Here is a 24,066-nt window from a genome sequence, read left to right as displayed (position 1 = left end):
CCGCCACCGACGCCTACGCCACCTCACGGCGCGAGCGGAAGAAGGTCGAGATGCTGTTTGCCCACCTCAAACGCATCCTGAGGCTCGACCGGCTGTGCTTGAGGGGGGCGAACGTCGCCCGCGACGAGTTCCACCTCGCGGCCGCCGCCCAGAACCTCCGCAAACTCGCCAAGCTCATCCCGATGCCGGAACCCAGGCCGGTATGAGGGGGGCCTCTGCCCGTTCGGCCCTTACAATCGGCGCAGCAGCACTCGATCAGCACCCGACTTTTTCAACGATATCGGCGAAAAGCGGACCATCAGCGGCTCCGGAATCGTCGCCCGTTTTCGCCACAGGCTGCAGGCGGACAGGAAGACCGCTCCAAGCGTCCGTGCTCCGATCGCTCTATTGGAGCAACCGTGTCTTGCCGATACGATGGCCGATGGAGATTGTCCGGCATGCACGCTGCGTCTGGAACAGCGACGCCCATGCCACCACATGCACCGGGCCACTTGGGAACAATCGTCATGCCGGTCCCCCGCATCGCCGCCGCCCTGATCGCCATCGGTGTTTTCGTCTCCGCTCCAGCACTGGCAGGCGATCCGAAGCCGATAAGCGGTCCGTTGTGCTCGCCCACCGTTTCGGCTGCGTTGACGACTTGGGACACCGGCTTGGTGGCGGCTGGCAGGTTCGGTGACAAGGCCGTCGCAGCGGCCCGCACGGCGGGACGCGAGTACCTTCTGCCCCTGTTCGGCGTGGACAAATCGACGCCCGGCACAGACGAACAGACCACCGCGATCAGCCGGGCACTCGATGCCACGCGCCAGGATGCTCAGCAAAGACTCGACTTCTGTATCGCGGTCACGGAGGCGCTTCAGGAGGCGAAAGGGTCCGCCAAGGCCGGGTGGGAGGCCCTCAAGCGCGCCACCGACCGGTTTGCACCGGCCTCTCCAGCGGCGCCAAAGGCAGAGCCGACGGAGACCAAAGGCGACTTGATCAAGATATGATGGCGCTGGTTGCCTCTCCCTATTACTCTTTGCCCGTCCGAGCGCGGTGTTCCCGAAGAGCACAATACATCGTTGTGCGTTCCACCCCGAACTGTTCAGCAATTTGCCGGGCCGTCTGGCCACCATGGCGGTTCCTGAGCAGGGTTTCGATCATCGCACATTGCTTGTCGGTCAGCTTTCGCGGGCGCCCGAGGTGAACACCGCGCAATCGCGCCGCCTCCATACCGGCGACGGTCCGCTCGGAGATCATGGTGGCTTCAATCTCCGCGACGGCCGCGAGCACCGCGAAGACCAGAGCTCCCGCCGGGCCGCTGGTGTCGATCCCCTGCGTCAAGCTGCGCAAGCCGACGTCCTTGCGCTTGAGCTGGTCGGCGATCTTCAGCAACTCCAAGGTTGACCGAGCCAAGCGGTCGAATTTCCACACCACCAGCACGTTGCCCGGCTGCACCGCCTTCAGCACGCCGGCCAAGCCGGGGCGCGCAACCGTCAGGCCCGACGCGGTATCGGTCCAGATGTCCTCGGGTGCCACCCCCGCCTGGGTGAGGGCATCGATCTGCAGATCCAACCGCTGGTCGTCGGTAGACACTCGGGCATACCCGATCAGACGCGGAGTGGTACGTGCGGCAGCGGCTTTCCCCATGCCCTTTCACCACGACGTTTTGCCACGACTTCTGCAACACCCCTCCGGGGGACCGGGTTCCGAATCGCGGGTGTGGTAAAAGGCCACGCTTTCACCGCGCCACAAACCGGCGTTTCCGCCTTCCCGTCAGAGTCCAGCTTTGCCTAAAGCGTCCTGCCGGGCACGACGGACTCGAGCCACCGCCCCTCGCGCGGCGCGCAAGCGCTCGGTGTAGCGCGCCGGCATCTGCGGCGACGTCCAGCGCCCGGCCTGCATGAGGCCGGCGAGGTCGACGCCGGCGGCGAGCAGGTCCTGGGCGGCGCCGACACGCAGGCTGTGCCCGCCGAAGCCGGTGGCCTGCGGGTCGGCCTCGCCGGTGCGCCGGAGAATGACGCGGCGCACCGCCGCCGGACTCATCCGCTCGCCGGGAGCGCCACGCCGCAGATGGCTGAGGACAAACGTTCCCTCGCGCATGGCCGCGCCGGTGGCCGGGTCCGGCCAGCGGGGCGCCACCGCCCGCCACGCGGCGAGCGCGGCCATCGCCTCGGTCGACAGCCAGGCCTCGGCGCCTTCGCCCTCCGGGTCGGTCTTGGAGCGGCGAATGCGGATCGTGCCCTCGCCGGGCCACGCCTCCGGGGCGTCGGGATCGACCGGCTGAAGGTCCGCCCAGCGCAGCGCCACCAGCTCGTCGGCGCGGGCCAGCGTGTCGCGCCCGACCAGCAGCAGCGCCCGGTCACGCAGGTCGATGGGGCGGAGTCGCCGCTCCCCGTCGGGCGTCAGCCGGTCGAGGATGGGACCGAGCACCGCGTCGGTCAGCGGTGCCGCCTGCCGCCGCGCGCTCCCGCGCTCGCGGGCGTGGCCGCGGCGTTCCAGGGCGACGCTCCAGTGGTCGCACGGGTTGCGGTGCTCGGCGGCCCGGTGCAGCAGGGCGATCGAGGCGAGGTAGCGGGCGAGGGTCGCCGGCTTGCGGGTGGCCCCGGCGTCCTGGATGAAAGCGCGCACCGTCTCCGGCGTGGCGGGCAGCCAGGACAGGCTGCGGGCGCCGCACCAGGCGGCGAAGACGCGGGCGTCGGCGCGCACGGCGCGCAGGGTGGCCGGGGCGAGCCCGCGCTGCGCCACGTCGAGGAAGCGGCGCAACGCCGCCAGGCCGGCATCGGTGAGAGCGGGGTCCGGCAGCGGCGCGCTCAGCACCGTCGCGGCGCACGGGTTGGCGTAGCCGCCGGCGGCGTGCCACCAAGCGAGCGAGCTGCGGTAGCGGCGGAGTGTCGCCGGGGCGCGACCGGCCGCCGCCGCCGCGGCGAGGAAGGCGGTCACCGTCGCCCGGCTGGCCGGCAGGGCGCGGTGCCCGGTTTGGGCACACCAGCGGACGAACAGGCGGGCGTCGCCGAGCAGCGCCCGCCGCGTCGCCGCGGCCAGGGGGCGGGTGGCCAAGGCGGCGCGCAGGCGGGCGAGGTCGGTGGCGCTGAGGTGCGGAAGGTGGGCGAACGGAATGGCGATGGGCGGGGGAACGGCGGGCATGGCGGCCTCCGGCGCGGCGGGCCGGCCCGAGGCGCCGGCGTCCTGCGCCGACAACAGGCGGGAGCGGCTGATAACGCCCTAATAACTGCGATTATCGAGCCGTTATCGGTTGGCGCACCCGGGCAACCCTGCGGTTCCGGAAGCGACCCTGCGAGTCTCTAGCATAGCCAGTCTTTTGCGCGTAGGCGATCGGAGGAAGTCACCCGTATGGGAGCGGAAACGGCGAATCCGGACAGAATGTCGGGTGGTGCCGGTCTGGCGGATGTGCGGCACCGGGCCGGCCGATGGCTGAGGTGATTGGCTCGCCGCCGATCATCACGCGGCACTCGCTACCGGCAAAATGGCGAGGGGGGCTGGCGGTTCCTGTGGCTCAGGGATGCCGTGAGCGATCATGCGCGCTGATTGCCGCCCACAGAACGGCGTTCCGCTGGGCGCGGCCAACCTCCGCGACGAGACCACGCGCCTCGCGGAGACGGAGGACGGCGATCACGGCCACCGCCATGCGCCGGAACTCCAGCGGGCGAAGCACGACGTTCCACTTGGTGCAGAGCGCGCGGACAATGTCGGAGGTCGACAGCGGACGGGAGGCGTCCCGCAGCACCCGCAGGGCGTCGTCGGCGATCTCGCTCCGTTCGGCCGAGCGGCGCGGGCCCATGGAACCGATCGTCGCGACCGAAGCCGGCATCGGGTTGCGGCAGTTGCTGAACACCCGGATGCTCCCTTCGAGGCACGTCAACTCCTGCTCGAGCGCGGCCATCTGCCGGGCAAGGTCCGACCGGCGCGCGTCGAGTTCCGCATGCTTGTCCGCCAACGCGGCGAGGATGGCGTGAAAAGCTTCATCCGTTGCCGGGGCGACCGGATGGGATGGGGCAAACGCGTTCGACATCGGATGGTGGTTCTTTCCGTGTCCTTCAAAGCACCAAGGGTTGATCGGGCAAGCCGCTCACTGGGAGCCGTCTTTCGCAACATAGGATATATCTTATGGTGGTTAGCACCGCAACGCCGTGCATTCCTCGGAATGGACAGCATCGCCAACCAGTTCGGCGCCATTCTGCGCGACCTGCGGACAGCCCAGGGCCTCTCCCAGGAGGAACTCGCGTTCCGCGCCGGAATGAGCGTGCCTTATCTCAGCGACTTGGAGCGCGGCCGGTCCAACCCGTCGCTGGCCATGGTGGTCGACCTGGCGCGTGCCCTGGCGACGCACCCGTCCGCCATGCTGGCCGGCTTGATCATTGAGGGGGGCGAGGGGGGCGTCGACCCGCCGCGGCGGAAGCGTCCCAAGGACTGAGAGAGCGGGTCCGGACTGCAACCCAGCGCTTAGTAAGGGGAGTGACAAAAAGGGCGGACCCGGTGGGGTCCGCCCTCAATTGACATCTGTCCTGTCGAGCTCCAGCTTCGGCCGAACTTAGCTTGTCTCAATCATTGAGTTAGACTTCTCAATCATAGAGTTAAAGCTTCTCAGTCATAGAGTTCGGTTTCTCAAACTTTGCGTTAAAGACCACACACACAATTTACACGTCGAGGTTGGCCACCTTCAGCGCGTTTTCCTGAATGAACTCGCGGCGGGGCTCCACGATGTCGCCCATGAGGGTCGAGAAGACTTCCTCCGCCTGATCGGCGTGGCTCACCTTCACTTGCAGCAGCGAACGCTTGGTCGGGTCCAGAGTGGTCTCCCACAGCTGGTCCGGGTTCATCTCGCCAAGGCCCTTGTAGCGCTGGATGGTCACGCCACGGCGGCCCAAGTCCATCACCGCCTCGAACAGGGCGAAGGGGCCGGTCAGGCTGCGGGTTTCCTTCTGCTTTTCGAAAGCGCGGCCAGGCTCCGCGTAGACGCGCTTCAGGTCCGCCGCGATGGCGTCCAGCTTGCGCGCCTCGACGCTCTTCAGCAGGTCGGCGTCCAAGTTGTGGCGGTGCGTGACGCCACGGCGGGTGCGGACCAGGGCGTAGCCCCCCTGCGGCAGGGCCTCGCCGCGCCAGCCGCCTTCGGCGTCCGCCCGGTTCAGCCGCTCGGCCACGCCCTGCGCGGCTTGGAGCGCCTGCGCGGAGTCGTTGGCGAGAGCGGCCGACAGGGCGCCGCTCACCGCCGCCTGCTCGACCACGTTCAGGCTGGCGGCCTTGCGGGCCAGAGCGTCGATGTGATGGCGGGCGCTGCGGGCCTGTTCGACCAGATCCTTCAGCGGCTGGCCGGTCAGCAGCGTGCCGTCGGACAGCGTCACCGACAGGTCGCCCAGCGCCGCCTCGATCAGATACTCTTCCAGCGCCCGGTCGTCCTTCAGATACCGTTCCTTCGCGTTGCCGCGCTTGATGCGGTAAAGCGGCGGCTGGGCGATGTAGAGGTAGCCGCGCTCGATCAGCTCCGGCATCTGCCGGAAGAAGAAGGTCAGCAGCAGCGTGCGGATGTGGCTGCCGTCCACGTCCGCGTCGGTCATGATGATGATCTTGTGGTAGCGCGTCTTGTCCGGGTTGAACTCGTCGCGCCCGATGCCGGTGCCCAGCGCCGCGATCAGCGTGCCGATCTCCGCCGAGGACAGCATCTTGTCGAAGCGCGCCCGCTCCACGTTCAGGATCTTGCCACGCAGCGGCAGGATGGCCTGGAACTGGCGCGAGCGGCCCTGCTTGGCCGACCCGCCTGCCGAATCGCCCTCGACGATGAACAGTTCGGACAGAGCCGGGTCGCGCTCCTGGCAGTCGGCCAGCTTGCCGGGCAGGGAGGCCATGTCCAAGGCACCCTTGCGCCGCGTCAGCTCGCGCGCCTTGCGTGCGGCCTCGCGGGCGGCGGCGGCCTCGACGACCTTCTGCACGACGCGCTTGGCGTCGGCCGGATGCTCCTCGAAATAGAGGGCGAGCGCCTCGCCCACCACCGTCTCAACCACCGGGCGGACTTCGGACGAGACCAGCTTGTCCTTGGTCTGGCTGGAGAATTTCGGGTCGGGGACCTTCACCGACAACACGCAGGTCAAACCCTCGCGCGCGTCGTCGCCGGAAAGGTTGACCTTCTCCTTCTTCGCGATGCCCGATTCGTTGGCGTAGTTGTTGATCGCCCGCGTCAGCGCCGCGCGGAAGCCGGCGAGGTGCGTGCCGCCATCCTTCTGCGGGATGTTGTTGGTGAAGCAGAGCGTCGTCTCGTGGTAGCTGTCGTTCCACTGGAGCGAGCATTCCACCGTGACGATGCCGCCGTGTTCAGTCTGCCGCTCGGCGCGGATCGCGATGGCTGGCTTGTGCAGCGGCACCTTGGAGCGGTCGAGCCAGTTCACGAAGGCCTCAAGCCCGCCTTCGTAATGCAGGTCGTGCACCTTCGGCTCCACGCCGCGCGCGTCGGTCAGGACGAGGCGCACGCCGGAGTTCAGGAAGGCCAGCTCGCGCAGCCGGTGTTCCAGCGTCGCGAAATCGAACTCGGTGTTGGTGAAGGTTTCCTTGGACGGCAGGAAGGTGACCTCCGTGCCGCTCAGCTGCTTCTGGCCGCCCTTGTTGTCGTCCACCATCGGGGCGGGGCCGACGTCGGCCAGACCGGCCTCCGGCACGCCGTGGCGGAAGCGCATGAACCATTCGCGGCCGTTGCGCCAGATGCGCAGCTCCAGGATCTCCGACAGGGCGTTCACCACCGACACGCCCACGCCGTGCAGGCCGCCGGACACCTTGTAGGAGTTCTGGTTGAACTTGCCGCCCGCGTGCAGCTGGGTCATCACGACCTCGGCTGCCGAGACGCCTTCCTCCGGGTGGATGTCGGTGGGAATGCCGCGCCCGTTGTCGCGCACCGTCACCGATCCGTCGGCGTTCAACTGCACCACGACCTTGTCGCAGTAGCCGGCCAGCGCCTCGTCGATGGCGTTGTCCACGACCTCGTACACCATGTGGTGCAGGCCCGAGCCGTCGTCGGTGTCGCCGATGTACATGCCGGGCCGCTTGCGCACGGCGTCCAGCCCGCGCAAGACGGTGATCGATTCCGCCCCGTAGTCCTGCTGCGGGAGATCGTTCTTCAAAGCTTCCTGTGCCATGGTGCGACTATAACAGACTGCGTTGCGGTTTCGGCGATTTACGGCGCTGCCCATGGTGTTTTTTCGGGCAGCATTTTTTCGGCAATTCTACCCCGGCGTCACGTGCGCGTCCTCGATGTGGAAGCGTACGGCGGCGGAGCCCAGCGGGGCGAAGACGTTGTCGTCCGTCCCCGTCATCCAGGCCTGCGCGCCCAGCGCCAGGATCTCGTCGAACAGCGCCTCGCGCCGGTGCGGGTCCAGATGCGCCGCAACCTCGTCCAGCAGCAGCAGCGGTGCCGCCCCGCGCTCGGCCGCCAGCAGGCGGGCGTTGGCCAGCACGATGGCGATCAGCAGGGCCTTCTGCTCCCCCGTGGAACACAGCGCCGCCGGCATGTCCTTGATCGTGTGACGCACGGCAAGGTCGCTCTTGTGCGGCCCCACCGCCGCCCCGCCCGTGTCCGAATCGAGCCGGCGGCTGTCGCGCAGGCTTTGGCGCAGCGAATCCTCGACGGCGAGCGCCGGGCCTTCGTCCAGCCAGCGTTCCACGGCGCCCAGCACGGCCAAATCGGCGCCGGGGAACGGCCCCACGGCCCGGCCGCAGGCGGCGCGCAGGCGTTGCACCACGTCGCGGCGGGCGGCGGCGACGGCCACGCCGGTGGTCGCCATCTGGTCTTCCAGGCCGGACAGCCATCCCTCGTCCACGCGCCCGTCGCGCAGCAGGCGCGCGCGTTCGCGGAGCGCGTGTTCGTAGCGGCTGAGCCGCCCGGCGTGCGCCGGATCGAAGCCGAAGACCAGTCGGTCGAGGAAGCGACGGCGCCCGCTGGAGCCTTCCAGGAACAGCCGGTCCATCTGCGGGGTCAGCCAGACGATGGCGACATGTTCGGCCAGCGCCGTCTGGCCCTTGGCCGGATGGCCGTCTACGCGGACGACGCGGCGGTCGCGGTCGCCCCCTCCGGAGCCATTGGCCGCGACCTCGCGCCCGGTGCCGATGTCCACGGGGCCGGTCGGCGTCTCCAGCACGGCGGCGACCGCCCAGCCGGCGCCGGGCGGAGAGCCGATGCGCTCCACCTCCGACAGCTTGGCACCGCGCAGGCCCCGGCCGGGGGCGAGGAAGCTGACGGCCTCCAGCAGGTTGGTCTTGCCGGCGCCGTTCGGGCCGATCAGTACCACCGGGCGCCGGTCAGGCTCCAGCCGCGCGCTGTCGTAGCCGCGAAACCGCGTTAACGTCAGGCGCGTCACCGCCAGGGCTTCGGCGGCGTCCGGAGTGTGGGTCGTTCTGGCGTCGAGCAACTTGTCCGTTCCGGTTTGCAGGGGCGTCACCCCTGCACCCCACCAGGGGCCATGAGGCCCCTGGACCCCGTCCATCGGGCCGATCACACACGCATCGGCATCAGCACGTAGAGCGCGGCGGCGTCGGCAACGTCGCGGATGATGGTCGGGGAGGCCGCGTCCGCCATCGTGAAACGGGCGCCCTCGCCCTCGATCTGCTGCGTGATGTCAAGCAGATAGCGAGAGTTAAAGCCGATTTCCAGGGGGCCTTCCTGGTAATTGACCTCCAGCTCCTCGGTGGCGCTGCCGGCCTCGGGGCTGGTGGCGGACAGGGTCAGCGTGCCGCGCGTCAGCGACAGCTTCACCGCCCGGCTCTTCTCGGTGGAGATGGTGGCGACGCGGTCCACGGCGGCGGCGAACAGCTTGGCGTCCACCTCCATCACCTTGTCGTTGCCGACCGGGATGACCCGCTCATAGTCCGGGAAGGTGCCGTCGATCAGCTTCGAGGTCACGACCACCGAATCGAAGGCGAAGCGGATCTTGTTGTCGGACAGCGACAGCTCGATGCGGTCGGCGGCCTCGTCGATCAGCTTGCGGATTTCCGTGACCGTCTTGCGCGGCACGATGACGCCGGGGATGTTCGCCGCACCGTCCGGCAGCGGCATCTCGACCCGCGCCAGACGGTGGCCGTCGGTTGCCACGGCGCGCAGCACCGGCAGCTCCGCGCCGCCGGTCTTGGCCTTGGCGGCGTGCAGGTAGATGCCGTTCAGGTAATAGCGCGTCTCCTCGGTGGAGATGGCGAAGCGCGTGCGGTCCACCAGCGCGCGCAGGTCGTTCGCCGCCAGATCGAAGCGGTGGGCCAGATCGCCGCCGGACAGCTGCGGGAAATCCTCCACCGGCAGGCAGGACAGCTTGAACTGTGACCGGCCGGCACGCAGCGTCAGGATCGTGCCGTCACCACCGATGTCCAGCTCCACCTGGCTGCCGTCCGGCAGCTTGCGGACGATGTCGTACAGCGTGTGGGCCGGGGCGGTGGTGCCGCCGGCGCGGGTGACGGTGGCCGGCACCATCTCGACGATTTCCAGGTCCATGTCGGTGGCGGCCAGCGACAGTTCGCCGTCGTTCGCCTTCAGCAGAACGTTGGACAGGATCGGAATGGTGTTCCTGCGCTCCACCACACTCTGCACGTGACCCAGGGACCGAAGGAGGGCGGCGCGTTCGATGATGATGTTCATGCTGGTCGTCGTCTCGGCAGGTCGTTCTTGTGGAGCGATTCGTATTGAGCGATTCGTGGTCGTCGCCCGCCGGCCCGGCCGCTCGCGGCGACACGGAACGGGGGCGCATCATAGCACAACGTCGGTTGTGCCGAACCAAATTCGTGTTTTGCGGCGGGCAAGGACCCGTTTCACCCCGCCCGCGACTCGTAAAGCCGCAGGATGGCGACCAGATCGACGCTCTGCCAGTGGCGGGAGCGGCCCAGTTCCTTGCGCACCGCGCCGATGAAGTGGTCGATGACGAACTGCGCCTCCGGCGCGATCTCGTCCACCACGTCCAGGTGGTAATCGACGACTCGGTGCAGCCCCTGGCTGACCGGGCTGATCCACGGGCCGACGCTCTCGCCGATGGCGGCCAGCACGCGGTTGATGCGCACCAGATGGTCCATGCGGCGGGGCAGATCCTCGTCCTCGTCGATCTTGATGGCCTGAAGGAAGGCCGCGTGCCCGTTGTCCAGCATGCGGGTGCGCATCGCCTGAAGTTCCGGGCTGGCATAGCCGACGCTGCCCAGCGTGGCGCCCCAGCGCCAGACGAAGTCCAGCAGCCAGATCAGGTCGTCGTGATCCGGGGCCGGCCCGCTGCGGGCGGTCGTGGCCGCCTGCGCGCGCTCCACCGCCAGGGGCATGACGATGGAGGTCAGCGCGCGGCTGACCTCGGCCAGCATCGGGCGGATGCGCGGGCCGATCAGCCGATTCGACAGGAACCCGGCGCCCGACAGTGCGGCCAGCGACTGCTCGAATCGGGTGACCGCCGTGTCCAGCAACTCCCGCACCGGGCGGTGCAGCGACAGCACGTGCCCCTCCTGCACGGCCAGATCGCCGAACACGGCGCGGATCACCTGGACGATGGTGGTGCAGCAGGCGGAAAAGTGGCCGAACAAAGCCTGATGCAGCGGATGGTTGTCGCCGGGCATCGGCCCGCCGTATTCCCGCACGTAGCGCAGGATCACGTCGTAGCGGTGCTTGATGTTCAACGCGACGAGGGGGGGCAGCCAGGCGACCGGCTCGTCCATGTCGCGCGCCGGACAGGCCTTGCGCACCTCGCGCACATAGCCGACCAGCATGGCCGCCTGCCCGTCCACCTCCGCCTGCCGCAACTCGCCGACCGCCCCGATCTCGGCGATGTCCTGCCGCATCCGCTCGGCCAGTGGCAGCAGGGCGGCGTTGTCCTCCAGCACAGCCTGGACGAAGGCGAGCGAGCGCACGTCGATGGGCGCCTTGGCGGTCAGGTGCGGGGTGCGCTGGCGCGCATCCTTCAGCGCCTCCCGGTTGGCGACGATCAGGAACTCTTCGGCGGCCTTGCGGCTGGTCTGGAGCAGGGCCAGGAAGCGCGCCGCCTCGCCCCGCATGGCCTCACGCATCGCCATGGCCTCGGGGCCGGTCAGAACCTGATCCAGGATGGCGTCCTGCGACAGGTCGTCCAAGCGGTTCTGCACCTCCATCGCCAGCGTCGGGAAGCCCAGCCGCGACAGCGCCTGCCAGATGCCGCCCATGTCCACCCGCTGGATCAACCCCGGAATCGGCTCCCTCGCGCGGTAGAGGACATGGTCGTCCACCAGAAAGGGTTCGAACAGGCTGGTGAACAGGCGGCGCGCCTTCATCGGACGCAGGCGGTTGAAATGCTCGACCAGCGCGTCGCGCAGATGGCGGGCGCGCTCCCCATTGGGGACGCTGGTGTTGTCGATTTCGTCGATCACCGCGCGAATGGCGTGGCGTGGCACGCGGGCGACCAGATCGTCCATGTGGCGGCGCAACTCGGCCATGGCCGCTGTTCCAGCCGCGCCGCTGCTGCCGCCCTGCGTTGTGTCCTCCGGCCTGCGGGTCATGCGCCTCCCCAGCGCACCGGTTATCGGTCTGGATCACTATGGTTGCAATCCTGCCGAAAGTGACCGCGCATTTGGTCGCAGGTTGCGCGACGCGGGTTGTTTCGTTGCGTCAAATAGCCGCTTGGCGCAAGCGTCACCCCCTATTTACAGTGGCGGGCGGGGCAGCGGGCAGGGGGAAGACGGAGGCGGGCGTGGGCGAGAAGGTCGATCTGGAATGGGGCGATGTCTGGGGGCTCGGTCATGGCGAACTCGACCAAGAGCACCACCAGCTGTTCGACCTCTACAACGACATCCGCGCCTCGCTGGAGCGTGGGCAGGAGCCCGACGCGGACCTGCGGACCATCTGCGAGGATCTGATCGGCTTCACCCGCGAGCATTTCCGCCGCGAGGAGGATCTGATGGAGACGGTCGATTACCCCGACCGCGTCGCGCACCGGAAGCTGCACGAGTCCTTCATGAGTCAGGTGGACGACATCTGGACCTTCGTGCGGGAGGGCGACGATCCCGACGATTACCTCGGCCGCTTCCTGGTGCTGGGCTTCATCGGCAAATGGCTGAAGATGCACATCATGGTCGTGGACCAGAAGTTCGCCGAGTTCCTGCGGATGCGGGGGCTGTCGGCGCGGGTGTAGGTCGGAGGGTGGAGTACAAATTTTCCACGGATTTCACGGATTTGAACGCGGATTGCACGGATTTTTATCGGCTTGCTCAGCGCGCGTCTTACGGAAAAGCCACGGCGTGGCCAAGCATCAAAAAAATCCGTGAAATCCGTGTTTCAATCCGTGAAATCCGTGTGAATCCTGTTGCTCCCACCCCAGCCTACGCCGTCTCCGCCGCGAGCTGCGCGTCCAGCCCCGCCCGATAGTCCGGGTACTTCAGAACCACGCCCAACTGCCGCTTGATGCGGTCGTTCTTCACGCGGCGGCAGTCGGCGTAGAAGCTTGCGGCCATCGGCGACAGTTCCGCCTTCTCGAAGGGCACCAGCGGCGGCGGTTCGACGCCCAGCAGCGTGCAGGCGTACTCCACCACCTCGTGCGACGGCGTCGGCAGGTCGTCGGCCACGTTGTAGACGGCGCCCAGTGTCGGCTGCGCCAGCGAGGCGCGCAGGGTGGCGGCGATATCCTCGACATGGACGCGGCTGAACACCTGTCCCGGCTTGTCCACGCGCTTGGCGGTGCCGTCGCGGACGCTGTCCAGTGCGCTGCGGCCGGGGCCGTAGATGCCGGCCAGCCGGAACAGGTGCATCGGCACGCCGTACTGGCGGTACAGGTTCAGCCAGCCGCGCTCCGCCTCGACGCGGCGCTTCTGCCGCTCGCCGGTCGGGCGCAGCCACGCGGCCTCGCCGACCCATTCGCCCTTGGTGTCCCCATAGACGCCGGTGGTGGACAGGTAACCGCCCCAGTCCAGCGTCCGCAGGTCGGCCAAATCCGCCCCGTGATGGTCCAGCACCGGGTCGCCCTTGTCGTCGGGCGGCACGCTGACCAGCAGGTGGGTGGTACCCTCCAGCGCCGCCTTGGCGTCGGCCAGCGGCCGGCCCCGGTCGAACAGGAACGCCTCGTAACCGGCGGCCTCCAGCGCGGCCCGCTTCTCCTCGCCGCGGCAGGTCGCGGCGACCCGCCAGCCTTCAGCCTTCAGCGCGTCGGCGAACACGCGGGCGGTGAAGCCCAGGCCGAAGACGAACAGACGGGGTTCGGTCATCTCTCTCGGATCCTTGCGTCGGAAGCGGCAATGGCGGAGTGTAAGGCCGCCATGACCCGACGCAATGCTTACCTTCTTCCGGCCGCGCTCGCGCTGTTTTTCGCAAGCCCGGCGCTGGCCGCCATCGACCATGACAAGGAATTCCGCGCCTGCGTGACGCTGGCCGAGAAGAAGCCGGCGGAGGCCTTCGAAAGCGCGCTGACTTGGCAGGACCGGGGCGGCGGCGACCTCGCGCGGCTGTGTCAGGCGCTGGCCCTGTTCCACAAGGGCGACTTCAAGGCGGCCGGCGCGCGGCTGGAGGAGCTGGCCCCCATCCTCGGTAAGGACGATCCGAAGGCGGCGGCCTCCATCCTCGGCCGGGCCGGTTGGGCGTGGCTGCGCGCCGGTGATTACTCGCGCGCCGAGCGGCTCTATACCCAGGCGCTGGAGCGCCAGCCGGACGACGTGGACCTCCACATCGACCGCGCCTTCGCCCGCGCCGAGACGGAGCGCTTCTGGGACGCCATTGCCGACCTGGACGTGGCGCTCGCCAGGGATCCGCGCCGCGCCGACGCCTACCTTTACCGCGCCGCCGCGCACAAGGCGCTGGCCAACGACCGGCAGGCCATCGCCGACATCGACCATGCGCTGGAACTGCGCCCCAACGACCCGGAAGCCCTGCTCCTGCGCGGCAACATCAAGGCGCAGATTGGCAACGTGGCCGGCGCCAAGGATGATTGGAAGCTGGTCCAGCGCCTCGCCCCCGACGCCAGCGTAGCGAAGACGGCGGCGGCGAACCTGGAGCGCGCAGCGCGGATGGAAGAAGCGCAGCAGAAAGAGGCGCCCAAACCCAGCAAGCTGCCGGAATCGAAGGGACCGGGCGATGGGGCGGGGGTGAAGAAGTAGCCTTCCTCGCCCGCCCGTTCAGAAATCCAGATCCGCGTAGTGCTTGGGCGGCGGGCAGCCGGGGATGCTGTCGGCCAGCAGCGCCCGGAAGCTCGGCCGCGACTTGATGCGGGCGTACCAGTCCTTGGCTTCCGGGTTCTTGTCCCAGGGCACGTTGTCGATGTAGTCGAGGCAGGACAGCTGCACCGCCGCCGCGATGTCGGCCACGGTGAAGGCCGGCCCGGCCAGCCAGGGGCGCCGCTCCGACAGGAAGGCGATGTATTCCAGATGGTACTGGATATTCGCCAGACCGGCGCGGATCGCCGGGGCATAGGGATGTCCCTGCCCGGACAGGCGCTTGATCAGCTTTTCGCCGACGAGATTTTCGGTCACCTCGCGGTCGAACTTCTGAAGGAACCAGGAGGCGACCCGGCGCACCTCGGCGCGCAGCGCCACCTCGCGCGGCATCAGCGCCACGTCGGGGTAGGCTTCCTCCAGATACTCGATCAGGGCCAGCCCGCCGGCCACGACGGTGCCGTCGTCCTCCACCAGAACCGGCGGCTCGCCGGCGGGGGTGAGGGTCAGGAATTCCTCGCGCCGTTCCCACGGCTTTTCGATCACCGGTTCGAAGGGCAGGCCCTTCTCGGCGAGCATCACCCGCGCGACGCGGGACAAGGGGTGAAGGGGGTGGTGAAATAGGATACGCATGCCGGGCCGGACTGTAGCGCAAGGAAAGCCATGAAAACAGTCTGCGCTTTGGCCGGTGCCCCTTCTCTATCGGCTTATGGATTACCCCTTGACTCGGGTGAATTCAGGTCGCGAATTTTCAGACGGCGGACTTCCGATACATCACCAGTGGGTCTGCGGCGTCGCGATGCCCGCCCGGCACCGGTGTCCAGCCGTTGTGCTCGTAAAAGGCGCGGGCCGCCGCGTTGCGCGCCGCGCAGGCCAATTGCGCCGATCCCTGCAACAGGCTCAGCGCTTCGCGCAGCAGGGCCGAGCCGATGCCCCGGCCGCGCCACGCCGGGTCGATGAACAGGTTGTGGATAAAGCGTTCCGGCGCGTCGATGGAGACAAAGCCGACCACGTCGCCCTCCACCTCGGCGACTAGCACCTCCTCGCCGTCCACGCAGTCGTAATAGTCATCCAGCCCGAAGCGGTCTTCCGGTTGCCAGGAGAAGGCCTTGCGGCGGCCATGCAGGAAGATCTCGGCACAGCGCGGTCCGTCCCCAGCCAGGGCGAACCGGATGTCGATGCGCAAGCCTTCCGACGACGCCATGGCGCCTCCTTCTGCGACCCTTCGAACCAAAGCCGCCCTAATAACCATCCAAGAAACAGATTATTCCAGCAATCCAAAAAAGATAGGACGTCTGTGCAACAGCCCGAACGAAAACGGCGGCCCGGATGATCCGAGCCGCCGTTCGCATCTGCACAAATAACCGGGGTTACTCCGCCGGGATGGCCTTGGGCAGGGTCACCGGCACTTCCAGACGGTTCAACATCTCCTTCGGAACCACCTGCCAGAACTTGGTCAGCTCCCGCGCCCAGTCGTTCAGGATCTCGGCGGCGAAGCGACTCTGCGTCTCGGCGACGTGCTCCTCGATCAGGCTCTTCAGGACGTGCTCGTAGTGCGCGACCTCGATGCGCTGGAAGATGACGCTCTCGTCGTTGATGTAGAGCGGCAGCGAGTCGTCCGGATCGTAGACGTAGGCCATGCCCCCGGTCATGCCGGCGGCGAAGTTGTCGCCGACCTTGCCCAGGATGACCGCCGTGCCGCCGGTCATGTACTCGCAGCCGTTGGAGCCGCAGCCCTCGACCACCACCGTGGCGCCGGAGTTGCGGACGGCGAACCGTTCGCCGGCCTGGCCCGCGGCGAACAGCTTGCCGGCCGTCGCACCGTAGAGGACCGTGTTGCCGATGATCGTGTTCTTATTCGTCTCCAGCGGGCTGGAGGTGGTCGGACGGACCACGATGGTGCCGCCCGACAGGCCCTTGCCGACGTAGTCGTTGGCGTCGCCCATCACCTCGAGCTTGATGCCCTGCACCGCGAAGGCGCCCAGCGACTGGCCCGCCGTGCCGCGCAGGCGGACGGTGATGTGGCCGGGCTGGAGCCCGAACATGCCGAACTTGCGCGTCACCATCGAGGACAGCCGCGTGCCGATGGCGCGCTGCGTGTTGCGGGCGTTGTAGGCGAGCTGCATCTTCTCGCCCTCCTCGAACAGCGGGCGGGCGTCGGCGACGATGCGCGCGTCCAGGGTGTCCGGCACCTCGTTGCGGCCCTGCAACGTACAGTAGCGCGCGTTCTCGCCCGGATCGACCTGCGCCAGCAGCGGGTTCAGGTCGAGGTCGTCGAGATGCTCGGCGCCGCGGCTGACCTGATGCAGCAGGTCGGTGCGGCCGATCACCTCGTTCAGCGAGCGGAAGCCCAGGCCGGCCAGGATCTCGCGGACCTCCTCGGCCAGGAAGGTGAAGAGGTTGACCACCTTCTCCGGCGTGCCGACGAACTTGTCGCGCAGCTTCTGGTCCTGCACGCAAACACCGACCGGGCAGGTGTTGGAGTGGCACTGGCGCACCATGATGCAGCCCATGGCGATCAGGCTGGCGGTGCCGATGCCGTACTCCTCCGCGCCCAGCATGGCGGCGATGACGATGTCGCGGCCGGTCTTCAGGCCGCCGTCGGTGCGCAGCCGCACGCGGTGGCGCAGACGGTTCAGAGTCAGGACCTGATGCACCTCCGACAGGCCCATCTCCCACGGCAGGCCGGCGAACTTGATCGAGGTCTGCGGGCTGGCGCCCGTGCCGCCGCTGTGGCCGGAGATCAGGATCACGTCGGCGTTGGCCTTGGCGACGCCGGCGGCGATGGTGCCGATGCCCGACCGGCTGACCAGCTTCACCGTGACCTTGGCGTCCGGGTTGATCTGCTTCAGGTCGTAGATGAGCTGCGCGAGATCCTCGATCGAGTAGATGTCGTGGTGCGGCGGCGGGGAGATCAGGGTCACGCCCGGCGTCGCGTGGCGCAGACGGGCGATCATCTCCGTCACCTTGAAGCCGGGCAGCTGGCCGCCCTCGCCGGGCTTGGCGCCCTGGGCGACCTTGATCTCCAGCTCACGGCACTGGTTCAGGTACTCGGCGGTGACGCCGAAGCGGCCCGACGCCACCTGCTTGATGGCGGAGTTCCAGTTGTCGCCGTTCTTGTCCGGGCGGAAGCGCGCCGGATCCTCGCCGCCCTCTCCACTGTCGGACTTGGCGCCGATGCGGTTCATGGCGACGTTCAGCGTGCCGTGCGCCTCGGGGCTCAGCGCGCCCATGGACATGCCGGGCGTGATGAAGCGCTTGCGGATGCTGGTGATGCTCTCGACCTCGTCCACTGAGACGGACGGCTTGGTCGAGCGCAGCTCCAGCAGGTCGCGCAGCTGCATCGGCGGGCGCTTGTTGACCTGCTCGCTGTACTTCTTGAAGGTCGTGTAGCTGTCGTTAGTCACCGCCTGCTGGAGCGTGTGGATGATGCCACCCTCCCAGCCGTGGCGGTCGCCCGTCTTGCGGAAGCGGTAGAAGCCGCCGACCGGCAGGGCCACGACCTCCTCGTTGTAGGCCGTGGCGTGCTGCTCCAGCACCTTCTTCTGGATGCCGTTCAGGCCGATGCCGGAGATGCGGCTGACCATGGCCGGGAAATGCTCGGCGACCAGGGCGCGCGACAGGCCAATGGCCTCGAAGTTGCCGCCGCCGCGATAGCTGCTGATGACCGAGATGCCCATCTTGGACATGATCTTCAGCAGGCCGTCGTCGATGGCCTTCTTGTAGTTGACCATGCCCTTTTCCAGCGGCAGCGAACCGAACAGGCCGCGGCGGTGACGCTCGGCGACGGCTTCCTGCGCCAGATAGGCGTTGACCGTGGTGGCGCCCACGCCGATCAGCACGGCGAAGTAATGGACGTCCAGCGCCTCGGCCGAGCGCACGTTCAGCGAGGTGAAGGTGCGCAGGTTGCTGCGGATCAGGTGCGTGTGGACGGCGCCCGTGGCCAGGATCATCGGGATGGCGGCGCGCGTGGCGTCCATCCGCTCGTCGGTCAGGATGACGTGGTTGGCGCCGCCGCGCACCGCGTCCTCCGCCTCCTGGCGGATGCGGCGCAGCGCGTCACGCAGGGCATCCGGACCGCCGTCCACCGGGAAGGTGGCGTCGATCTCGGCCGCCGTGTCGCCCATGTAGTCGCGCATGGCGCGGAACTCGGCGGTCGTCAGGACCGGCGATTCCAGCTGCAGCAGGCGCGTCTGGCTCTCGTCCTCGTCCAGGATGTTGCCGAGGTTGCCCAGGCGCGTCTTCAGGCTCATCACCCGGCGCTCGCGAAGCGAGTCGATGGGCGGGTTGGTGACCTGGGAGAAGTTCTGGCGGAAGAAGTGGTGCAGGCCGCGATACTTGTCCGACAGCACGGCGATGGGGCTGTCGTCGCCCATTGAGCCGATGGCCTCCTTACCGTCCTCGACCATCGGGTGGAGGATCAGCTCCATGTCTTCCATGGTGATGCCGAAGGCCATCTGGCGGCGGCGCAGCTCGGCCTTCTCCATGTCGGACGGCTCGCCCTTCTGCGAGGCCGTCTTCACCAGCTCGTCCAGATGCGTGGTGTTCTTGACCCAGTTGCCCCACGGCTTCTGAAGGGCGAGGTAATCCTTCAGCTCGCGGTCGTGGAACAGCTTGCCGGCCTGGAGGTCGACGGCGATCATCTCCCCGGGGCCGAGGCGGCCCTTCTCGACCACCTGGGTCTCGTCGATCTTCACCATGCCCGTCTCGGACCCGGCGATGATCAGGCCGTCCGTGGTGATGGTGTAGCGCATCGGGCGCAGGCCGTTGCGGTCCATGCCGCCGACGACCCAGCGGCCGTCGGTCATGGCCAGAGCGGCCGGGCCGTCCCACGGCTCCATAACCGAGTTGCAGTACTGGATCAGCGCCTTGTGGTTGTCCGGCGTGGTCTGCGAGCTGGTCAGCGCCTGCGGCACCAGCATCATCTTGACCATCGGGGCCGTGCGGCCGGCGCGGACCATCACCTCGAACACGGTGTCGAGCGCGCCCGAGTCCGACAGGCCGACGCCGATCACCGGCTTCAGATCCTGCATGTGCGCGCCGAAGGCCGGATGCTCCATCCGGGTCTCGTGCGCCTTCATCCAGTTGACGTTGCCCTTCAGCGTGTTGATCTCGCCATTGTGGGCGAGCATGCGGAATGGCTGGGCCAGCGGCCAGGTCGGGAAGGTGTTGGTCGAATAGCGCTGGTGGTAGATGGCGAAGTCGGACTCGAACCGCTCGTCCAGCAGGTCCGGATAGAAGGTCGTTAGCTGCTCCGCCAGGAACATGCCCTTGTAGATCAGCGAGCGGGCGGACAGCGAGCAGATGTAGAAGTCGTTGATCTGCTCGGCCTTCACCGCCTTCTCGATGCGGCGGCGGATGACGTACAGGTCCAGCTCGAACTGCTCGTCCGACACGCCCTTGCTGTTGCCGACGATGATCTGCTCGATCTCCGGCCGGGTCGCGTTGGCCTTCTCGCCGATGATGTCGACGTTGATCGGCACCTGACGCCAGCCGTAGATGTAGTAGCCGAAACTCAGGATCTCGGTCTCGACGATGCAGCGGCAGGCCTCCTGCGCGTCGAGCGAGATGCGCGGCAGGAACACTTGGCCGACCGCCAACTTGTTGTCCGGCGCGCGGTGGCCGATGACCTTGACGTGGTCCTTGAAGAACTTCTGCGGGACGGCGACGTGGATGCCGGCGCCGTCGCCCGTCTTGCCGTCGGCGTCCACAGCGCCACGGTGCCAGACGGCCTTCAGCGCCTCGATGCCTTTCTCGACCACCGAACGGCGGGGCTTGCCGTCGATCGCGGCGATGAAGCCGACGCCGCAGGCGTCGTGCTCGTCGGCCGGATCGTAGGCGTTCGCAGTGGTCAGCGCCGCGGCGTTGGCACGATACTCGGCGACGAACTGCTCACCCTGGTTCATCTCGGTGGTCATCGGTGGACCCTTTCCGTCAGTCTGTTTTGAAGGGGGCACCGCCCCCTTCACCCCCGCCAAGGGCCATCGGCCCTTGGATCCCGCGAATAATGGATGGATTGGCTTACTCGGCCGCCACGGCGACCGGGACGGCGGCCTTCGCCTGGGCGTAGGCGTGAATGCCTTCCGCCGCGTCGCGGCCGTCGCGGATGGCCCACACCACCAGCGAGGCGCCGCGCACGATGTCGCCGGCGGCGAACACGCCCTCGAGGTTGGTCATCTTGGTGCGGTGGTCGATCAGCAGCGTGCCCCAGCGGGTCACCTTCAGATCGGCCTCGCCGAACATCGATGGCAGGTCTTCCGGCTCAAAGCCCAGCGCCTTGATGACCAGATCGGCATCGACCGTGAACTCGGAGCCCTCGATCACCTGTGGGGTCTGGCGGCCCGTGGCGTCGGCGACGCCCAGATGGATGCGCACGGCGCGCACGCCGGTCACCACCGTGTCGCCGTTGAAGCCTTCCGGAGCGGCCTGCCAGATGAACTCCACGCCCTCTTCCTCGGCGTGCGCCACCTCGCGCTGCGAGCCCGGCATGTTCTTGCGGTCGCGGCGGTACAGGCACTTCACCGACTTGGCGCCCTGGCGGATGGCCGTGCGCACGCAGTCCATGGCGGTGTCGCCGCCGCCCAGCACCACGACGTTCTTGCCGGCAGCGTTCAGCGAGCCGTTCTCGAACGCCTCGACCGTGTCGCTCAGGCTGACCTTGTTGGAGGTGGTCAGATACTCCAGCGCCGGCACGATGTTGCCGAGGCCGCAGCCCGGTGCCTGGATGTCGCGGGCCTTGTAGACGCCGGTGGCGACCAGCACGGCGACGTGCTTGCGGCGCAGGTCCGCCATGGCGGCGTCGCGGCCGACCTCGAAGTTCGGGTGGAACACCACGCCGGCGTCGGCCAGCAGTTTGACGCGGCGCTCGACGACCGTCTTTTCCAGCTTGAAGCCGGGGATGCCGTAGACCAGCAGGCCGCCCATGCGGTCGTAGCGGTCGTAGACGTGTACCTCATAGCCCTTGGCGCGCAGCTCCTCGGCGGCGGCGAGGCCGGCCGGGCCGGCGCCGATCACGCCGACCGACAGGCCCAATTCGCGCGACGGCGTGCGCGGCTTGACCCAGCCCTGATCCCAGGCGGTGTCGTTGATATACTTCTCGACCGAGCCGATGGTGACGGCGCCGTGGCTGGACTGCTCGATGACGCAGTTGCCCTCGCACAGGCGGTCTTGCGGGCAGATGCGGCCGCAAATTTCCGGGAAGTTGTTGGTCGCCTGGGAAACCTCGTAGGCTTCCTCAAGCCGGCCCTCGGCCGTCAGCTTCAGCCAGTCGGGGATGTTGTTGGAGACCGGGCAGTGCACCTGGCAGAAGGGAACGCCGCACTGCGAGCAGCGGTTGGCCTGCTCGTTGGCGCGCTCATCCGTGAAGCGGGCGTAGATCTCGGCGAAGTCCTGGCGGCGCTCGGTGGCGGGACGCTTGTCGGGCATCCGCTGCGCGGTGTGCACGAAGCCCAACATCCTCTGGTTCGCCATGACGCCTGCTCCTTCTTCGCGTATCCCGAGAATTCCGGGACGGTGCTGGCGGCCGGGCGCCCGAAGGGGCGTGGCCGCGGTGAAAACGATTGTCCGCGGTCACGCGGGCACGACGTCATATATCGCAAGAGAACAAGCCGCGCGAGCAAAAAACGGCCATTAGGTAACGCGTACTGACCTTTTTTCGGAGGGATGTCACGGGCTTGATTTCGGGCCAGACTCCCATCCGGAAAACAGAAAGAAAATTAGTCCCATAACGGACCCAATCCCCATTTCGGGGTACCGACCCATGTCCGTCGCCAAAGCGGTTCCCCACTGCTATAAGCCGCACATTGCCGTCCGCAATCTCGCCAGAGGCGCTGCGCTGCATGCTCATTGACCAATTTCTCGATGCCATTCTCCTCGGCCTTGTCGAGGGGCTGACCGAATTCCTGCCGGTGTCCTCGACGGGGCACCTCATTATTCTCGGCGATTTCCTGGGCTTCCAAGGCCCGCCCGGAAAGGTGTTCGAGGTGACCATCCAACTCGGCGCCATCCTGGCGATCTGCGTCGTCTATTTCGCCCGGCTGTGGCGTGTCGCGACCGGGCTGCCCAGCGATCCCAACGCCCGCCGTTTCGTGCTGGCGGTGCTTCTGGCCTTCCTGCCGGCGATGGTGCTGGGCGCTGGGCTGCATGGCTTCATCAAGAACACGCTGTTCAACCCGACCGTGGTCAGCGTGATGCTGATCGTCGGCGGCGTCGCCATCCTGCTGATCGAACGCTTCGTGCCGTCGCCGCGCTTCCACGCGATCGAGCGATTCCCGGCGCCGCTGGCGCTGAAGATCGGCCTGTTCCAATGTCTGGCCTTGGTGCCCGGCGTGTCGCGCTCCGGTGCCACGATCCTGGGTTCGCTGATGATGGGCGTGGACCGCCGCACGGCAGCCGAATTCACTTTCTTCCTGGCGATCCCGACCATGGCCGGCGCCACGGTCTACGATCTCTACAAGAACTGGAACGCGATGAGCTTCGATTCCGGTGCGCTGATCGCGGTCGGCTTCGTCACCGCCTTCATCGCGGCGGCCGTGGTGGTGAAGACGCTGGTGGACTTTGTCGGCCGCTACGGCTTCGCCCCCTTCGGCTGGTACCGCATCGCGCTGGGCTCCGGGATGCTGGCGTTCCTCTATCTGTAAGGCGCCGCCACCCCCAAGCGAACAAGCCCCGAAACGAAAAAAGCCCCGGCCAATCGGCCGGGGCTTTTTTATGCCAGCAGGGCAGGGTGCCTCAGTGCGCGCTCGGGTACTTGTGGAACTTGCCCACGTCGCGGGTCAGGGTCGAAGTGCGGCCACCGACGATGAAGCGCGCAAGATAGGTCTCCAGCATCACCTCGCAGGCCGCCAGTTCGTTGATGCCCAGCTCCTTGAAGCCCGGCTTGCCCGGCGCGACGACGTTGTCCTTCTTCAGCAGCTCGACCTGATCGCGGGTGAGCAGCGGGGCGAAGAAGGGGATCTTCTCGAAGAAGGCGCCCAGCTTTTCCGACACGCCCCAGGGCACCGGCGCCAGCAGGCGCTTGCGGTGGATCTCGCCGAGCATCAGCTCCATCAGCTCGCGGAAGCTGTAGGTGCGCGGACCGCCCAGCTCGTAGGTCTTGCCTTTAGTCTCGTCCAGATAGACGGCGGCGCCGATGGCGTCGGCCAGATCGCCGACATAGACCGGCTGGAACTTCGTCTTGCCGCCGCCGATCAGCGGCAGGACCGGGGAGATCTGCGCCATCGAGGCGAACTTGTTGAAGAAGCGGTCCTCGGGGCCGAAGACGATGCTGGGGCGCAGGATGGTGGCGTCCGGGAATTCCTTCAGGACCGCCTGCTCGCCGGCCGCCTTGGAGCGCGCGTAGGCCGATGCCGAAGCGCTGTCGGCGCCGAGCGCCGAGACGTGGACCAGTTTGCGCACGCCGTTGGCCTTGGCGATGCGGGCAATGCGCGCCGGGGCATCGACGTGGACGGTCTGGAAGCTCCAGGGGCCGGTCTCGTACAGGGCGCCGATCAGGTTGATGACGGTGTCGCTGCCCTGGATGGCGCGCGCGACCGATTCGTCCTTGGTGACGTCGGCGGCCATAGGCACGATCTGCCCGACCGAGCCGGCCGTCTTCAGGAAATTGGCCTGATTGGGGTGGCGCGTGACGACGCGGACGATGGCGCCGGACTTGGCAAGGCGCCGGATCAGGTGGCGGCCGATGAAGCCCGACCCGCCGAACACCGTGACAATCTGATAGCGATAGGACATCGACCTTCTCCCGTGCCGTTTTGGGCCCGCAACATTCCATCCCGACCCGTGCCCAATCCCTGCGGAAGGCCAACGGATCGGTCGATGCTTATATAGAAACCGCCCCGAAGAGGCTAGGCCCCCTGCGTGGCCCCCTGTTCAAAATCGCAGGCGCGCGAGGTCGCGGCCTGTCGACGCAGAAAGTTCAAAAAAGCTGTTGACGGGGATCCGCCGGACGGCTACATAAGCGGCCCA

19 protein-coding genes are annotated in these 24,066 nt (G+C 67.6%); 6 read left to right on the top strand and 13 right to left on the bottom strand.

The features are described from left to right. Both J2852_RS17655 and J2852_RS17650 read left to right on the top strand, forming a co-directional pair. A partial coding sequence (locus J2852_RS17655) for a transposase (protein ID WP_209877883.1) occupies window positions 1-206 on the top strand: 206 nt, incomplete at its 5' end. Window positions 207-506: 300 nt separating this feature from the next. Beyond that, window positions 507-986, top strand: coding sequence for a hypothetical protein (locus J2852_RS17650; protein ID WP_209877881.1), 480 nt, complete (start codon window positions 507-509; stop codon window positions 984-986). A 22-nt stretch (window positions 987-1,008) separates the two neighbouring features. Here the strand turns inward: J2852_RS17650 and J2852_RS17645 are convergent, their stop codons facing one another. The 3 genes from J2852_RS17645 to J2852_RS17635 form a co-directional block, all read right to left on the bottom strand. Further along, complete coding sequence (locus tag J2852_RS17645) at window positions 1,009-1,626, bottom strand: recombinase family protein (protein WP_209877879.1); 618 nt, start codon at window positions 1,624-1,626, stop codon at window positions 1,009-1,011. A gap of 126 nt (window positions 1,627-1,752) precedes the next feature. After that, window positions 1,753-3,123 carry a site-specific integrase gene (locus J2852_RS17640; RefSeq protein ID WP_209877877.1) on the bottom strand — a complete coding sequence of 457 codons (1,371 nt, stop codon included), beginning with the start codon at window positions 3,121-3,123 and terminating at the stop codon, window positions 1,753-1,755. Between the two features lie 370 nt (window positions 3,124-3,493). Continuing rightward, window positions 3,494-4,009: a hypothetical protein gene (locus tag J2852_RS17635; protein ID WP_209877876.1), complete on the bottom strand. Its 516-nt coding sequence runs from the start codon at window positions 4,007-4,009 to the stop codon at window positions 3,494-3,496. Between the two features lie 132 nt (window positions 4,010-4,141). Between J2852_RS17635 and J2852_RS32075 the strand changes: the two genes are divergently transcribed. Then, window positions 4,142-4,411, top strand: a complete 270-nt coding sequence (locus J2852_RS32075; RefSeq protein ID WP_209877874.1) for a helix-turn-helix domain-containing protein — start codon at window positions 4,142-4,144, stop codon at window positions 4,409-4,411. Window positions 4,412-4,634: 223 nt separating this feature from the next. Here J2852_RS32075 and gyrB read toward each other — a convergent pair whose 3' ends face one another. The 4 genes from gyrB to J2852_RS17610 all read right to left on the bottom strand — a co-directional run bounded on the left by gyrB (window position 4,635) and on the right by J2852_RS17610 (window position 11,466). Beyond that, on the bottom strand, window positions 4,635-7,118 hold the full coding sequence (gene gyrB, locus J2852_RS17625) for a DNA topoisomerase (ATP-hydrolyzing) subunit B (protein WP_209877872.1): 2,484 nt from the start codon (window positions 7,116-7,118) through the stop codon (window positions 4,635-4,637). 87 nt (window positions 7,119-7,205) lie between these two features. Beyond that, entirely contained in the window at window positions 7,206-8,387 is a 1,182-nt protein-coding gene (recF, locus tag J2852_RS17620; protein WP_246499776.1) for a DNA replication/repair protein RecF, read from the bottom strand. A gap of 83 nt (window positions 8,388-8,470) precedes the next feature. Continuing rightward, window positions 8,471-9,601, bottom strand: a complete 1,131-nt coding sequence (dnaN, locus tag J2852_RS17615) for a DNA polymerase III subunit beta (protein ID WP_209877868.1) — start codon at window positions 9,599-9,601, stop codon at window positions 8,471-8,473. Between the two features lie 170 nt (window positions 9,602-9,771). Continuing rightward, complete coding sequence (locus J2852_RS17610; protein ID WP_209877866.1) at window positions 9,772-11,466, bottom strand: hypothetical protein; 1,695 nt, start codon at window positions 11,464-11,466, stop codon at window positions 9,772-9,774. Between the two features lie 191 nt (window positions 11,467-11,657). Between J2852_RS17610 and J2852_RS17605 the strand changes: the two genes are divergently transcribed. Next, window positions 11,658-12,098: a bacteriohemerythrin gene (locus J2852_RS17605; protein WP_209877865.1), complete on the top strand. Its 441-nt coding sequence runs from the start codon at window positions 11,658-11,660 to the stop codon at window positions 12,096-12,098. 187 nt (window positions 12,099-12,285) lie between these two features. On the opposite strand, the gene J2852_RS17600 is transcribed toward J2852_RS17605, so the two are convergent. Further along, the gene (locus J2852_RS17600; RefSeq protein ID WP_209877863.1) at window positions 12,286-13,164 is read right to left on the bottom strand and encodes an SDR family oxidoreductase; all 879 of its coding nucleotides are present in this window, start codon (window positions 13,162-13,164) and stop codon (window positions 12,286-12,288) included. A 51-nt stretch (window positions 13,165-13,215) separates the two neighbouring features. On the opposite strand from J2852_RS17600, the gene J2852_RS17595 reads away from it, so the two are divergent. Beyond that, window positions 13,216-14,049 (top strand): tetratricopeptide repeat protein, encoded by an 834-nt coding sequence (locus tag J2852_RS17595; protein WP_209877861.1) that lies wholly within the window; start codon window positions 13,216-13,218, stop codon window positions 14,047-14,049. A gap of 18 nt (window positions 14,050-14,067) precedes the next feature. On the opposite strand, the gene J2852_RS17590 is transcribed toward J2852_RS17595, so the two are convergent. The 4 genes from J2852_RS17590 to J2852_RS17575 all read right to left on the bottom strand — a co-directional run bounded on the left by J2852_RS17590 (window position 14,068) and on the right by J2852_RS17575 (window position 21,573). Continuing rightward, window positions 14,068-14,736, bottom strand: coding sequence for a glutathione S-transferase family protein (locus J2852_RS17590; protein ID WP_209877859.1), 669 nt, complete (start codon window positions 14,734-14,736; stop codon window positions 14,068-14,070). A gap of 118 nt (window positions 14,737-14,854) precedes the next feature. Beyond that, window positions 14,855-15,307 carry a GNAT family N-acetyltransferase gene (locus tag J2852_RS17585; RefSeq protein WP_209877857.1) on the bottom strand — a complete coding sequence of 151 codons (453 nt, stop codon included), beginning with the start codon at window positions 15,305-15,307 and terminating at the stop codon, window positions 14,855-14,857. 166 nt (window positions 15,308-15,473) lie between these two features. After that, on the bottom strand, window positions 15,474-20,021 hold the full coding sequence (gene gltB / locus J2852_RS17580; protein WP_209877855.1) for a glutamate synthase large subunit: 4,548 nt from the start codon (window positions 20,019-20,021) through the stop codon (window positions 15,474-15,476). Between the two features lie 103 nt (window positions 20,022-20,124). Further along, window positions 20,125-21,573: an NAD(P)-dependent oxidoreductase gene (locus J2852_RS17575; RefSeq protein WP_209877853.1), complete on the bottom strand. Its 1,449-nt coding sequence runs from the start codon at window positions 21,571-21,573 to the stop codon at window positions 20,125-20,127. 368 nt (window positions 21,574-21,941) lie between these two features. Between J2852_RS17575 and J2852_RS17570 the strand changes: the two genes are divergently transcribed. After that, window positions 21,942-22,742, top strand: a complete 801-nt coding sequence (locus J2852_RS17570; protein WP_209877851.1) for an undecaprenyl-diphosphate phosphatase — start codon at window positions 21,942-21,944, stop codon at window positions 22,740-22,742. Between the two features lie 91 nt (window positions 22,743-22,833). Here J2852_RS17570 and J2852_RS17565 read toward each other — a convergent pair whose 3' ends face one another. After that, a complete protein-coding gene (locus J2852_RS17565) occupies window positions 22,834-23,832 on the bottom strand; it encodes a complex I NDUFA9 subunit family protein (RefSeq protein WP_209877848.1) in 999 nt (332 codons plus the stop codon). Between the last annotated feature and the right edge of the window lie 234 nt (window positions 23,833-24,066).

Source organism: Azospirillum soli, assembly GCF_017876165.1.
Classification (GTDB): domain Bacteria; phylum Pseudomonadota; class Alphaproteobacteria; order Azospirillales; family Azospirillaceae; genus Azospirillum; species Azospirillum soli.
The sequence above is the reverse complement of the archived record's forward strand: the minus strand, read 5'-3'. Positions and strand labels throughout refer to the sequence as shown.

What these genes read in the sequence shown, in the direction of transcription:
- J2852_RS17575 (WP_209877853.1), bottom strand. Translation starts at nt 21,573, where the DNA reads ATGGCGAACCAGAGGATGTTGGGCTTCGTGCACACCGCGCAGCGGATG.
- J2852_RS17595 (WP_209877861.1), top strand. Translation starts at nt 13,216, where the DNA reads ATGACCCGACGCAATGCTTACCTTCTTCCGGCCGCGCTCGCGCTGTTT.
- J2852_RS17635 (WP_209877876.1), bottom strand. Translation starts at nt 4,009, where the DNA reads ATGTCGAACGCGTTTGCCCCATCCCATCCGGTCGCCCCGGCAACGGAT.
- J2852_RS17650 (WP_209877881.1), top strand. Translation starts at nt 507, where the DNA reads ATGCCGGTCCCCCGCATCGCCGCCGCCCTGATCGCCATCGGTGTTTTC.
- J2852_RS17565 (WP_209877848.1), bottom strand. Translation starts at nt 23,832, where the DNA reads ATGTCCTATCGCTATCAGATTGTCACGGTGTTCGGCGGGTCGGGCTTC.
- J2852_RS17645 (WP_209877879.1), bottom strand. Translation starts at nt 1,626, where the DNA reads ATGGGGAAAGCCGCTGCCGCACGTACCACTCCGCGTCTGATCGGGTAT.
- J2852_RS17610 (WP_209877866.1), bottom strand. Translation starts at nt 11,466, where the DNA reads ATGACCCGCAGGCCGGAGGACACAACGCAGGGCGGCAGCAGCGGCGCG.
- J2852_RS17570 (WP_209877851.1), top strand. Translation starts at nt 21,942, where the DNA reads ATGCTCATTGACCAATTTCTCGATGCCATTCTCCTCGGCCTTGTCGAG.
- gyrB (WP_209877872.1), bottom strand. Translation starts at nt 7,118, where the DNA reads ATGGCACAGGAAGCTTTGAAGAACGATCTCCCGCAGCAGGACTACGGG.
- J2852_RS17600 (WP_209877863.1), bottom strand. Translation starts at nt 13,164, where the DNA reads ATGACCGAACCCCGTCTGTTCGTCTTCGGCCTGGGCTTCACCGCCCGC.
- dnaN (WP_209877868.1), bottom strand. Translation starts at nt 9,601, where the DNA reads ATGAACATCATCATCGAACGCGCCGCCCTCCTTCGGTCCCTGGGTCAC.
- J2852_RS17590 (WP_209877859.1), bottom strand. Translation starts at nt 14,736, where the DNA reads ATGCGTATCCTATTTCACCACCCCCTTCACCCCTTGTCCCGCGTCGCG.
- J2852_RS17640 (WP_209877877.1), bottom strand. Translation starts at nt 3,123, where the DNA reads ATGCCCGCCGTTCCCCCGCCCATCGCCATTCCGTTCGCCCACCTTCCG.
- J2852_RS17585 (WP_209877857.1), bottom strand. Translation starts at nt 15,307, where the DNA reads ATGGCGTCGTCGGAAGGCTTGCGCATCGACATCCGGTTCGCCCTGGCT.
- gltB (WP_209877855.1), bottom strand. Translation starts at nt 20,021, where the DNA reads ATGACCACCGAGATGAACCAGGGTGAGCAGTTCGTCGCCGAGTATCGT.
- J2852_RS32075 (WP_209877874.1), top strand. Translation starts at nt 4,142, where the DNA reads ATGGACAGCATCGCCAACCAGTTCGGCGCCATTCTGCGCGACCTGCGG.